Origin of the sequence: Mycoplana dimorpha, assembly GCF_003046475.1 — a bacterium.
Classification (GTDB): domain Bacteria; phylum Pseudomonadota; class Alphaproteobacteria; order Rhizobiales; family Rhizobiaceae; genus Mycoplana; species Mycoplana dimorpha.
The window spans coordinates 127,406-140,004 of the sequence record NZ_PZZZ01000009.1 but is presented as its reverse complement, the minus strand read 5'-3'; the positions used below and the strand labels follow the sequence as shown (position 1 = coordinate 140,004).

Genomic DNA, 12,599 nt, shown 5'->3' with positions numbered 1-12,599 from the left:
TTTGTTTTTTGTACGGTCCGCTTTCGAATGCTCCTTGTTGCGTTTCGCCGGTCCTCCCCGGCAGACTTTACTGCCCGATTTCCTTCAGGAGATCATCGGTCGAGATCTGGCGGCAATAGCCCTTGATGGCATTGAGCGAAAAATCGTGCCGCTCCTGCGAGTAGGTGCCACAGGCATCCGGCACCAACGTCACGAGGTAGTTGAGATCGCAGGCGTCGCGCACGGCGGATTCCACACATTGGTCGGTGAGGAGGCCGCACAGCACGATTTGCTTCACCCCGAGATTGCGCAGGATATAGTCGATATGGGTGGAGACGAAGACGCTGGAGGAGCTCTTCGGCAGGACGATCTCGTCATCCAGCGGCTCGAGCTCATCGATGACCTTGCCGTCCCACGAGCCCTTCGGCACGTTGAAGCCGGTGATCTTGTAGTCAAGGCTGCGGTCGCGGCCGTCCTTGGTCAGGCTCTCGATCGTCGTGTGCAGCACTTCGATACCGGCCTTGCGAAAGCCGTCGAGCAGGCGCTGCATGTTAGGGATCGCCACCTCGTGGATGCGCTTGAAATAATAGCCGTACTTGCCCTCGATCTCCGCATCGGAGACGTCCTTGAACTCGCCGCCTTCGCGGCGCACCGAAAAGTTCTGCACGTCGATGAAGAGGATGGCGGAGGCGGCCGGGTCGAGCGGTACGTTTCGCGTGGTCAGATGGTCAGTGGCCATCAGGGGTTCCTTCGAGGTTTTCCGCCGCAAGGCGCAGCGGCTTGGCAAGGCGCTCGGCCCATTCCTGCTGCCCACGGGCGTCGTTGATGAGGTCGTTGCGCACTTCGATGAGCACATGCGGAATGCCGCGCCGCTCGCCATGCGCCGGGATCGTGTAGTCCGAGATATCGTCGACGTGGTACGGCGCGTTGAGCTTCACCGTGACGTCGGGATTGGCCGCGCGAAATGTCTCGACCAGCCGTTCGGCGAGCCGTGCATCGCGATTGTAGAGAAGGCCGAGTTCGAAATCGCGCACGGCGCCCGTTGCGCGCATGACCGGCGTGAAGCTGTGCACAGAGACGAGGAGGGACGGCTTGCCCGCCGCCTGGCGCCGGTCGAGCGCCGTGGCAATCGCCTCGTGCAGCGGCTGGTGGATTTCCACATAGCGCGCGCGGCGCTCGCTATCCGATATATCGGCATTTGCCGGAACCGGGGTGCCGTCGCTTTGAAGGACGATGCAATCCTTCGCCTCGAAGGGGCGGTTGCAGTCGATCACAAGGCGGCTGTAGCGCTGGAGGATGAGCGCGGCATCGAGGCGTTCGGCAAGGCCGCGAGCAACGCCTTCGGCGCCGACGTCATAGGCGATATGCCGCTCCATTTCCTCTGGTGCGACGCCAAGGTCGCCCAGCGCCGTCGGCACGGCCCGGCCGGCATGTTCGCAGGTCAGAAAGATGGTCGAGGCGCCCTCGGAATTGACCCGAACGACGGGGTCGGGGTCGCCTGCGGTCAGCACTCTGGTCGTGTCGCGATCTGTGAACCTGAGCATGCAAACAGATCCGTCAGGCGATCCGGCATTGGCCGGCGGCGCGGGCTTCGATGGCAGTCAGTCAAAGAAATTTTTCAATCATAGTCAATCCGATTTTTCCATTTGACTAAATTTTTTCATGGCGCAAATATCCGCCCCCAACAAGGGAAGAACGCCAATGAGCGATGGGAAAGCATCGACGACGGTCCGTACGCGAATTCGCGAGGCCGCAGCGCAGCTGACCGCCAGCGAGCGCAAGATCGCAAACGCCATTCTTGCAGACTATCCGTTCACCGGTCTTGAAAGCATCCAGGAACTGGCAGCGAAAACCGGCGTCAGCGCACCCTCCATCACCCGTTTCGTCAGCAAGATCGGCTGCGGCGGTTTCCATGATTTGCAACGCCACTTGATTGCCGAGTTGAAGGAGGGCCGGCGTTCGCCGCTCGACCTGAAGTCCACCCAGAGGCCGGTTGGTCAAACGGAGTTTCTGCCGGAATACATCGCGCGGGTTTCTTCCGTCCTGCAGGAAATGACGGCGACGGTTTCGCTGGCGCAGTTCGACATTCTTGCCGCTCTTCTCGCGGATTCCTCGCGCAACATCTATTTGCTTGGTGGCCGCATCAGCGACAATGTCGCCTCCTTCCTGTCGATTCATCTGCGGCAGATCCGCAGTGGCATCTACCACATGGCCGACAATCCAGAATTCTGGCCGGAGCATGTGCTGCGCATGCGCAAGAAGGACGTGGTCGTGCTGTTCGACTTCCGGCGGTACCAGCCCAGCCTCTCGCGCCTTGCCGAGACGATTGCCGAAAAGCAAGGCGCGATGATCGTCGTCGTCACCGACAAATGGATGTCTCCCGCCGCACGCAGCGCCGATCACATCATCGCGCTGCCGATTGATGCAGGCACGGCTTGGGATACGGTCGCGGCCGCGATCGTTCTCGCCGAGGCGCTGATTGTGCGCGTCTCCGAAGCTGATTGGGAGGCGACGCAGAAGCGCATCGGCGATTGGGACGGCGTCCGCTTCTCGCTGCCGGGATATGACCAAAACAAAATCGATGGGGACACAAATGAAACGTGAAGAAATGATGGTTGCCTGCTGCGGCGATCTCTCGGGCAAGGTGCGCGGCAAGGCCTTTCCGTTGGCGCAGATGGAAAAGCGCCTGAAGCGCGGGATCGGCTGGACGCCGACCAATGTGCAGATCACCTGCTTCGACGCGATCGCCGAAAGCCCCTTCGGCTCCCTCGGCGATCTCGTGCTCATTCCCGATCCTGCGACCCGCGTCAGCGTCGAGAGCGAGGAGGGGGCGCCGAACGAGAATTTCGTTCTCGGCAACATCCGCTATACGGACGGGCGGCCCTGGGAATTCTGCACGCGCTCGATCCTCGAAGCAGCACTCGAACGCCTGCAAAAGGTGGCGGGCGTCACGCTTTACGGCGCCTTCGAGCATGAATTCCAGATCAAGCATCTCGTTTCCGAAGTGGGAAAGGCTTTCACGCTTGGCGGCTTTCAGGAGGAGCGCCATTTCTGTGAGGCGATCGTCGCCGCGATGCGCGAGGCCGGTGTGACGCCGGACACTATCCTGAAGGAATTCGGCGCGGGCCAGTTCGAGGTGACGATGGGGCCGCAAAAGGGTGTCACCATCGCGGACCATTCGCTGATCACGCGTGAGCTAGTCGGGCTGGTTGCGCGCGAACTCGGCTACGATCCGACCTTCACGCCGATCCGGGATCCCGCCGGCGTCGGCAACGGCGTGCACGTGCACATGAGCATGCTGGATTCGGAGGGCAATCCCGTCACCCACGATCCGAACGGCAAGCACGAGTTGTCCGACATTGCAGGAAAATTCGTCGCCGGCATCCTGAAGTATCTCGACTCGATCGTCGCCATCACTGCGCCGAGCGTGGTTTCCTATTTGCGCCTGACCCCGCATCGCTGGAGCGCTGCATTCAACAATCTCGGCTTTCGTGACCGGGAAGCCTCCGTGCGCATCTGCCCGGTCTCCGACATCAGCGACATCGACCGCGCCTCGCAGTTCAACTTCGAGTTCCGTGCCGCCGATGGTGCCGCAAATCCGCATCTGGCGCTCGCCGCGATCGTCCATGCCGGCGTACAGGGAATCGAGGAGGGCTTGGAGGTGCCCGAGGCGACCCAGGAAGATCTCTCGTTGCTGAGCACCGAAGCTCTGGCCGCCCGCGGTTATGTCCGTCTGCCGCAGACGCTGGAGGCGGCCCTCCAGCGCTTCAAGGAGAATTCGACCGTTTGCGGTTGGTTTCCCGAGGGTTTTGCCGATGTATACGTGAAGCACAAGGAAGGTGAGATCGCCTTTTTGGCCGACAAGAGTCAGGTGGACATCTGCGCCGCTTACGAGAGTGCCTATTGACGCTGCCAGCGGCAGTCGGCCTTGCTCTCACTGATCGGCCTGATGATCTGGCGTTGCTCGCGTTCGATGCCCTTCAGTTCCTCCATAACACGCTGTCGCCGGGTTTGGGCTCGTTCGGGATCGCCGCCGCGGTTCTGGCGACTTGTTGGGCACAGCTCCTCCAGCCCTTGGATCGTCTTCTGGTTTGGCTTCAGGCGCCGCGAAGGCCGTCGATCGGCAGATGCTACCTTTGATTGGTGCAGCCGTGGCGATCCTTGGCCATGATGGCGCAGGGATCGCCGCACTCGGCGCATTCGAGGATACCGCTCAGGATTAGCTTGGCCGGTGGGCGCCGTTGAGACGATTTTTGGTTGTATAAGCCTTCTTCCGCATTGGCGCGACCAGAGAACGTCGCCGATAATCGGCAGCGGCGGGGCACGAAAATTCCACTGGACCTAACCTATGATCCAATATATTGGATTTTCCGTCATAATGGACGGTGGGACCGATGGATCAGGACTTTCTCTCCCATATCGCGACGATTCTTCAGGGCATCGAGGCCGACGGCCTCTACAAGCGTGAGCGTCAGATCGCGGGCATGCAGTCCGGGCGCATCAGGGTGAAGGGCGCGGCGGGCGAGCGCCGGATGGTCAATCTCTGCGCCAACAACTATCTCGGCCTCGCCGACAATGGCGAAATCCGCAAGGCCGCAGCGGCAGCCCTCGACGAGTTCGGCTTCGGCATGGCCTCGGTGCGCTTCATCTGCGGCACCCAGACGCTGCATCGCGAACTGGAGCACGCCATAGCCGGCTATCTCGGCAAGGACGACGCGATCCTGTTTGCCGCCTGCTTCGATGCCAATGGCGCGCTGTTCGAGCCGCTGCTTTCCGATCAGGACGCCATCATCTCCGACAGCCTTAACCACGCCTCCATCATCGACGGCGTGCGGCTCTCCAAGGCCAAGCGCTACCGCTACGCGCAGGGAGACATGGACGACCTGGAGACCCGGCTAAAGCAGGCCGACGCCGACGGCGCCCGCTTCAAGCTGATCGTCACCGACGGTGTGTTCTCGATGGACGGCCACATCGCCAAGCTGAAGGAGATCTGCGACCTCGCCGATCGCTACGGCGCCATTGTTGCCGTTGATGACTGCCATGCGACGGGCCATATCGGCGACGAGGGCCGAGGCACGCCAGCGCTGACCGGTGTCGGCAATCGGGTCGATATCGTCACCGGCACGCTGGGAAAGACCCTGGGCGGGGCCATGGGCGGTTTCATCGCCGCATCCCAGCCGATCGTCGACCTGTTGCGCCAGCGCGCGCGTCCCTACCTCTTTTCCAACAGCCTCGCGCCGGCGGTTGCCGCCGGTTCTCTGAAGGCGATCGAGATTGCCCGCGCCGCCGATGACCTGCGCGCCAAACTCGGCCGCCACACGATGCGCTTCCGCGATGGCCTGACCGAGGCTGGCTTCACGCTCCTGCCGGGAGAGACGCCGATCATCCCTGTCATGCTCGGCGATGCCGTGCTGGCGCAGCGAATGGCCCAAGCCCTCGACGAGCGGGGCGTCTATGTCGCCGGCTTCTTCTACCCGGTCGTTCCTCAGGGCAAGGCGCGCATTCGCACCCAGATGTCGGCCGCCCTCGACGATCAGGACATCACCCTTGCCATCGACGCCTTCGCCGATGCCGGCAAGTCGGTCGGCATCCTCTGAAATTCGGGAGCTCTCGCATGCGCGCACTGGTCAAGGCCAAGGCTGAACCCGGCATCTGGATGGAAGACCGCCCCGTGCCGGAGGTCGGCCCCGACGACGTGCTGATCAAGGTCAACAAGACCGGCATCTGCGGCACCGACATCCACATCTACAAATGGGACGAATGGGCGGCCAGGACCGTGCCGGTGCCCATGATCACCGGCCACGAATATGCCGGCGAGATCGTCGAACTCGGCTCGCATGTGCGCGGCCTCAAGGTTGGCCAGCGCGTCTCGGGGGAAGGCCATATCATCGGCATGCGCAGCCGGGCCAGCCGCGCCGGCCGTTACCATCTCGACCCCGAGACGCAGGGCATCGGCGTCAACCTGCCTGGCGCATTCGCGGAATATGTGCGCATCCCCGCCTTCAACGTCGTGCCGTTGCCCGATTCGATAGACGACGAACTGGGCGCGATCCTTGACCCGCTCGGAAATGCCGTCCACACGGCACTTTCCTTCGACGTCGCCGGAGAGGACGTGCTGATCACTGGCGCCGGTCCGATCGGTATCATGGGGGCGGCGGTCGCCCGCCATTGTGGCGCACGCCACGTCGTCATCACCGACATCAATCCCAAGCGCCTCGAACTCGCCACCCAAGTGGCCGACGTCACTCCGGTCAACGTCGCCACGGAAGAGCTCCGGGAGGCCATGGGCCGGCTCGGCATGCGCGAGGGCTTCGATGTCGGCTTTGAGATGAGCGGCTCGCCTGCCGCCTTCGAACAGCTGGTCGACCATACGCTGATGGGTGGCCGCATCGCGCTGCTGGGCGTGCCGGCAAGGCCCTTCCAGTTCGACCTTGCGAAGGTCGTGTTCAAGATGATCACGCTCAAGGGCATTTACGGCCGCGAAATGTTCGAGACCTGGCACAAGATGCTGGCGATGCTGGAAAGCGGCCTCGACATCCGCAAGGTCATCACCAGTCGGATGAGGGCCGACGACTACGAGACCGCCTTCGCCAACGCCGCCAATGGTGAGGCCGGCAAAATCGTGCTCGAGTGGTAGGCTTTGGCACCCGTCGGGGCGCCCGCCTGTCGCTGAAAGGACCTCCTGCCAACCTGACCGATCCAGCCAGGCACGACGTTGATGCAGCACTCAGCGGCGATGGTCAGGCGATGCGCTATACGAGCGCGCCGGAGATCCGCCTCAGGTAAAGACCCAGTGTCGCCGTCCGCAGGAGCATCAGGATCACCATCGATATCCACAATCCATGATTGCCTACCGCCTGCTGCAGCGTGTAGGCGGAGACAAGAAAGACAGCCGTGGAGATCGCCATGCTGTTGCGCAGTTCCCGTGTCTGCAAAGCGCCAATGAAGACGCCGTCAAGCATGTAGCTGGCCACTGAAATGAGCGGCAGGACGATGACGTAGGGCAGGAACCGTTCGGCAATGACCCGGATGTCCTCTTGGTCGGTCAGAAGAGAGATGATGGCCGATCCGCCGAGCGCATAGGTCAGCGTGAAAAGGCCTGCCACGAAGCCGGACCACACGAACGCTGCCTTCACGACCCGATGGAATGCGTCGCGGCGGCGTGCACCGATGATCGAGCCGACCAGCGTCTCGGTCGCGTGCGCAAAGCCATCCAGGCCATAGGACATGATGCCGTGCAGATTGAGGAGCACGGCGTTGGCCGCCAGGATAGCATCGCCTTCCCGAGCACCGCTGCGGGCAAACCAGCCGAAGCATATGAGCAGGCAAAAACTGCGCAGGAAAATGTCACGATTGACCGCAAAGAGGCGACTCAGCGCGGCCGCATCGATGATCTCGCGCCACGCGACGTTGGCGCCGAATGGCTTCACGATAACGATGCCGATGGTGAACGCCACCCATTCCGCGATTGCGGTCCCCGCGCCGATGCCGGCGACCCCAAAGCCGAAGACATGCACCAGCGTGAGCGTCGCCGCGACATTGATGAGGTTGAGCAGTACCTGCAGGGCAAGGGACACCAGCACTTGCTGGCGGCCCAGGAGATAGCCCAGCAGCACGAAATTGCCCAGCGCCGCTGGCACGGACAAGATGCGCGCGGAAGAGTACTCCACCGCACTTGCCGTGACCTTGTCGCTGCCGCCCAGAATTGCGAATCCGAGCTCGATGAGCGGCGTTTTCAAGGCGACGATCACGAGACCGGCGATGCCGGCCACCAGCAGGGCGCGCAAAAGGTGCACGCGAGTCATGACGGCATCGTCCGCGCCCCAGGCTTGCGATACAAGGCCCGTGGTCCCCATCCTCAGGAAGCCGAAGCTCCAGAAGATGAAATTGAACAACACCCCGCTCAGGGCAACGCCCCCAAGAAACCAGGAGCCGGGCAGATGACCTGCCACGATCGTGTCGACCAACGACAGGATCGGCTGGACCAGATTTGTCAGGATTATCGGGATTGCGAGAACGACGATGCGTTGATTCCAGTTCTCCCGCGTGTATGCAGCCGCTGCGATGTTCATCTGGCTATTCTCCAAGGTGGCCGCGGGCGGCGGTGCTTATGAAACGGAAGGAACGTGCGCATGCTTTGCGGAGAGGCGCTGCAATTCCACGCGAGCAGGGTGTTGGGGCTATCGTGGGGATGACGCGCCAGGAGCAGCTGACACGATGCCTGCCTGGGTCAACATTATGGCGCTTGACATATGTTCGGTTTTCCAGAAGAATTCCATTCTAGCGGAAATCTAGGACGGTATACTGGACGATGGCAAGTCGTTTTTACTCGTTCCTGGGTTTCTTCTTAGGGAGGTCATGCAAAAATTCAGGTCTTTGGCATTCCTGGTGCTTCGACATCCGCGAATGCACCGGGATATGCGTGCCCTGCGATGCTCTTGTTGAAGAAAAAGGGGAATTCAATTGTCTTCAATCCTAAAGCCAACCCGCAGAACCGCATTGAAATTGCTGGGCGGAAGCGCCGCTGCACTGGCCGCGCCGCACGTTATTCGTTCGGCTTGGGCTGCGGGCGGCGTCCTGAACGTAACGACTTACGACAAATTCCTGCCGCAAGAATTTCTGGACAAGTTCCAGAAGGACACCGGCATCGAGGTCCGAGTCCGCCTGACCGACGACCAGGGCAAGCAGTACAACCTGCTGACCGCCGAGGGCGCCAACCCCTCGACCGACATCTGCACCGTGGCCGGCCACCGTTATTCGCAGTTCATCGCCTCCAAGCTGCTGCAGCCACTCGACACCGGCCGGATCGCCAACTGGAAGAACCTCAACACGGCCTACCAGGATGCGCCATGGGCGCGCGTCGACGGCAATCTCTGGGGCCTGCCGGTTCTCTCCGGCTACGAGGGCCTCGCCCGAAACGTCGACCAGGTGAAGGACGCGCCGAGCTGGGAGATCATGTTCGATCCGCAGTACAAGGCGCAGACCTCCTACATCGTCAGCGACTTCCTGACGATCGCCATGCAGTACCTCGGCCATGACGGCGATTTCGTCTCGTATGAAGGCAAGCCCGAAGTGGCCCAGAAGGCGGTCAACGAGGCGCGCGACCTCCTGATCAAGCACAAGGACATGGTCCGGAAGTACTACGACGCCGCTTCCGAAGTGCAGCAAATGTTCGTCAACGAGGACATCTACCTGGCACATTCGTGGTCGGGTGCGGCCGCGAAGCTGATCATGGACGGGCATCCGATTCAGGTGTCCGTACCGAAGGAAGGCACGTTCGGCTTCTGCTACACGCTCAACGTTGTCAACAATGCGCCGAACGCCGAGAACGCCTACAAGCTGCTCGACGCCATCCTGGCGAGCCCGGAAGTCGGCGCTGCGATGACCCGCCAGTCGGGCTACAGCTCGACGATCAACGGCGTCGGCGATCTGCTCAACGAACGCGAGAAACTTGCGTTGACGCTGCCGCAGGAGGAAGTCGAGCGGATCGTGTTCTTCTCGTCGGTCAACCGCGACATGAAGAACGAGATGATCGACCGCGCCACTACCGAGGTCAAGGCGGCCTGACGCCGCCACGTCTCGCATGGCTTGCGGCCTGCCCCGGAGCGTTGCGACGCCTCCGGGCAGGCGGGCCCTTCCAACAACACGCAACGACTGACTGCCGAACGGCGCGACGTGGCGCCGGTGGGGTTGCGTCAACCGAGATTGTTCGATGGTGAGTACCAACACGACAGCCGGCTATCCGGCAGGGCGCGAGGCGTCCGTGCCCAAGTATTCGACCGGCATAGCCAAGGTGGTCAACTCCGCGCTCTACCGGTACACGCTGGGGGCAGTGGTGGAGACGCGCATCGGCCGGATCATCCTCCTGGCCGGCGTACCGTTGATCTGGCTGGTCATGCTGCATGTCGGGCCGATCTATCAGATGCTGAAGATCAGCCTGACGTCCCACTACCCGGTGCTGCCCGGGGTGGAATCCCACTTCACCCTCGACAATTACGCCATCTTCTTCCGGGAATCGCTGTATTTCACGCCGCTCATCCGGAGCTTCATCTTCGCGACGATCGCAACGGCCGCGACGCTGGTCGTCGTCTACCCGGTCGCCTACTACGTCGCCAAGATCGTCAGGCCCGAGGGTCGCTCCAAGGCGCTGCTGTTGCTTCTGGTCCCGTTCTGGGCCGGCGAGCTTATCCGCACCTTCTCCGTCATCATGCTTCTCGCCAATCGAGGCGCCGTCAACGTGTTGCTGCGCGAGATCGGCCTGATCGACCGGCCGATCCCGATGCTCTACACTTCGTTTTCGCTCGGCTTCGGCCTTGTCTATCTGATCTGCCTTTACATGCTGTTGCCGCTCTATTCGGCGATCGAGAAAATCCCGTCGCCGCTGCTGGATGCCGCCGCAGACCTCGGGGCCGGTCCTTTCACGCGGTTCCGCAGGATCGTCCTGCCGCTGTCCAGGGACGGCATCGTATCGGGGTGCTCGCTGGTATTCCTGACGTGCATCGGCGTCTTTGCCACGCCCATGCTGCTCGGCGGTCCCAACACGGTCCTGTTTCCGGAGACCATCAGCGGCTTCTTCCACGGCGCCAGCGACAAGTGGCCGGTGGGTGCTGCCTTCGCGCTGATCATGCTTGTCACGGCGCTGATCACGGCCGCCATCTTCATGCGCCTCGTCGGCGGCAAGAAAAGGAGTGCATTCTGATGCGCTACATGTTCGCGGACGCTCCGCGCGCGACGCTGACGGCGTGCTACTGGGCTTTTCTCCTCTATCTGCTTTTGCCGCTCACGCTGATGATGGCGATGAGCTTCAAGGACGCCAACTTCATCGCCTTCCCCATCGGGGAGTGGACGCTCGACTGGTACGTCAAGGTGATGCAGGACAAGCAGTTCCTCGAGGCCTGCCTGTATTCGATCATGATCGCCGCGGCAGCGACGGTGTCGGCAACCGTGCTCGGCACCTGGATCGCCATGCTGATCGTGGCCGAGGGCATTCGCGGCCGGGTCGTCATCTTCGCTCTCGCCTGCCTGCCCGCCGTCGTGCCCGGAATGATCTCGGCGATCTCGCTGCGCATCTTCGTCTCGGCCATCGACATGCCGACGGGCACGGCGGCGATCATCCTCGGCCACACCGTCCATGCCGTCCCCTTCGTCGTGGTCATGGCGCTTACCCGGTTGCGCACGATGCCTGGCAACCTCGTCGATGCCGCCCGCGATCTCGGCGCCGACAGCGTGGTCGCATTCTTCCGCGTGACCTTGCCCTACCTGGGACCGGCGCTGTTTGGGGGCATGATCTTCTGCGTACTCCTGTCGATCGACGATTTCGTCCGCACCTTCTTCCTGGGCGGCTATCGCCCGACCCTGCCGATGCTCATCTTTGCCAAGGTGCAGGGTGGCATGTCTCCTGAAATCAACGCCATGGCGACGCTCGTGCTGGTGGTTACCGCCGCCGTCGGGCTCTATGCCGAATTCATGACCCGCCGTGCGAGGACCCGCTGATGGAACCCGTCGTCAAGTTCGATAACATTACCAAAAGCTACGGCAGCCACGTTGCCGTCCAAAACCTGAACCTTGCGATCGAGCGGGGCAAGTTCGTCACGCTGCTCGGCCCGTCGGGCTGCGGCAAGTCGACCTCGCTACGCATGCTCGGCGGCTTCGAGACGCCAACCTCGGGCCGCATCATGCTCGGCGGCAAGGACGTCACGCGGGTGCCGCCCAACAAGCGCAACGTCAACATCGTGTTCCAGGACTACGCGCTGTTTCCGCATATGAGCGTTGCGAAGAACATCGCCTTCGGCCTCGAACTGAAGGGGCACGACCGCCAGCATATCCACCGCCGCGTGTCGGAACTGCTCGAACTCGTGCAATTGCAAGACTATTCCGCGCGGCTGCCGTCGGAACTGTCGGGCGGCCAGCGCCAGCGCGTGGCGCTGATGCGTGCGCTTGCCCCCGACCCGGAAGTGCTGCTGCTCGACGAACCGCTGTCGGCGCTCGATGCCAAGCTGCGCCAGCAGATGCAGATCGAGCTCAAATCGATCCAGGAGAAGACCGGCAAGACCTTCATCTTCGTCACCCACGACCAGGAGGAGGCCCTGACCATGTCAGATACGATCGTGGTCATGAACAAGGGCCGCATTGAGCAGATGGGCGACCCGGACACGCTCTACGGCAAGCCAGGATCGGTATTCGTCGCCAACTTCATCGGCGAAACCAACCTGTTGCGCAGCACCATGGTCGGCACCGAGGGCGACGTCGTGACCCTCGATTGGAACGGCATCACCATCAAGGCCGACCAGGGCGGACTTGCTCCCAAGGTCGGCGGCCACCTCTATGTCGTGCTCCGCCCGGAGGCAATTCATTGCTCGGCAGCCGAGCCGACCAGCGGCAACCGGATCAAGGGCAAGATTCGCCAGCGTGTTTTCAAGGGCAATCACACGTCCTTGATGATCGAAGTCGGCGGCGGGGCGACGCTCAACGCGCTCGTTCATCCCAGCGACGTCGGTCAGCTCAACGGGGAAGACGTCTGGGTCGGCTGGAAGCCGGAAACGGCAACGGTCATCCCCGACCGGCATGCACACAACTGAGTGAAGGACGGCTCGGCGTTCGCCGACAGAGCGAACCGGAAG

11 protein-coding genes are annotated in these 12,599 nt (G+C 62.2%); 8 read left to right on the top strand and 3 right to left on the bottom strand.

Annotated elements, in window-relative coordinates; translation table 11 throughout:
• Window positions 1-67: 67 nt before the first annotated feature.
• Both C7449_RS19505 and C7449_RS19500 read right to left on the bottom strand, forming a co-directional pair.
• Window positions 68-718 carry an isochorismatase family cysteine hydrolase gene (locus C7449_RS19505; protein WP_170115955.1) on the bottom strand — a complete coding sequence of 217 codons (651 nt, stop codon included), beginning with the start codon at window positions 716-718 and terminating at the stop codon, window positions 68-70.
• Window positions 708-1,523, bottom strand: coding sequence for an N-formylglutamate amidohydrolase (locus C7449_RS19500; RefSeq protein ID WP_108004579.1), 816 nt, complete (start codon window positions 1,521-1,523; stop codon window positions 708-710). Before C7449_RS19500 ends, C7449_RS19505 begins: the two co-directional genes overlap by 11 nt.
• A 157-nt stretch (window positions 1,524-1,680) precedes the next feature.
• On the opposite strand from C7449_RS19500, the gene C7449_RS19495 reads away from it, so the two are divergent.
• From C7449_RS19495 to tdh, 4 genes are all read left to right on the top strand, one after another.
• Window positions 1,681-2,583: a MurR/RpiR family transcriptional regulator gene (locus C7449_RS19495; protein WP_108004578.1), complete on the top strand. Its 903-nt coding sequence runs from the start codon at window positions 1,681-1,683 to the stop codon at window positions 2,581-2,583.
• Window positions 2,573-3,886 carry a glutamine synthetase family protein gene (locus tag C7449_RS19490; protein WP_108004577.1) on the top strand — a complete coding sequence of 438 codons (1,314 nt, stop codon included), beginning with the start codon at window positions 2,573-2,575 and terminating at the stop codon, window positions 3,884-3,886. The genes C7449_RS19495 and C7449_RS19490 overlap by 11 nt, the downstream gene beginning before the upstream one ends.
• 487 nt (window positions 3,887-4,373) lie before the next feature.
• Window positions 4,374-5,576 (top strand): glycine C-acetyltransferase, encoded by a 1,203-nt coding sequence (locus tag C7449_RS19485; RefSeq protein ID WP_108004576.1) that lies wholly within the window; start codon window positions 4,374-4,376, stop codon window positions 5,574-5,576.
• Window positions 5,577-5,593: 17 nt separating this feature from the next.
• The gene (tdh, locus tag C7449_RS19480; RefSeq protein ID WP_108004575.1) at window positions 5,594-6,616 is read left to right on the top strand and encodes an L-threonine 3-dehydrogenase; all 1,023 of its coding nucleotides are present in this window, start codon (window positions 5,594-5,596) and stop codon (window positions 6,614-6,616) included.
• A 115-nt stretch (window positions 6,617-6,731) separates the two neighbouring features.
• Here the strand turns inward: tdh and C7449_RS19475 are convergent, their stop codons facing one another.
• The gene (locus tag C7449_RS19475; protein ID WP_108004574.1) at window positions 6,732-8,051 is read right to left on the bottom strand and encodes an MATE family efflux transporter; all 1,320 of its coding nucleotides are present in this window, start codon (window positions 8,049-8,051) and stop codon (window positions 6,732-6,734) included.
• Window positions 8,052-8,478: 427 nt separating this feature from the next.
• Between C7449_RS19475 and C7449_RS19470 the strand changes: the two genes are divergently transcribed.
• From C7449_RS19470 to C7449_RS19455, 4 genes are all read left to right on the top strand, one after another.
• Window positions 8,479-9,546, top strand: coding sequence for an extracellular solute-binding protein (locus C7449_RS19470; protein WP_245414457.1), 1,068 nt, complete (start codon window positions 8,479-8,481; stop codon window positions 9,544-9,546).
• 145 nt (window positions 9,547-9,691) lie between these two features.
• On the top strand, window positions 9,692-10,678 hold the full coding sequence (locus C7449_RS19465; RefSeq protein ID WP_108004572.1) for an ABC transporter permease: 987 nt from the start codon (window positions 9,692-9,694) through the stop codon (window positions 10,676-10,678).
• Entirely contained in the window at window positions 10,678-11,472 is a 795-nt protein-coding gene (locus tag C7449_RS19460; RefSeq protein ID WP_108004571.1) for an ABC transporter permease, read from the top strand. The genes C7449_RS19465 and C7449_RS19460 overlap by 1 nt, the downstream gene beginning before the upstream one ends.
• Window positions 11,472-12,557 carry an ABC transporter ATP-binding protein gene (locus C7449_RS19455; RefSeq protein WP_108004570.1) on the top strand — a complete coding sequence of 362 codons (1,086 nt, stop codon included), beginning with the start codon at window positions 11,472-11,474 and terminating at the stop codon, window positions 12,555-12,557. Before C7449_RS19460 ends, C7449_RS19455 begins: the two co-directional genes overlap by 1 nt.
• Window positions 12,558-12,599 lie beyond the last annotated feature (42 nt).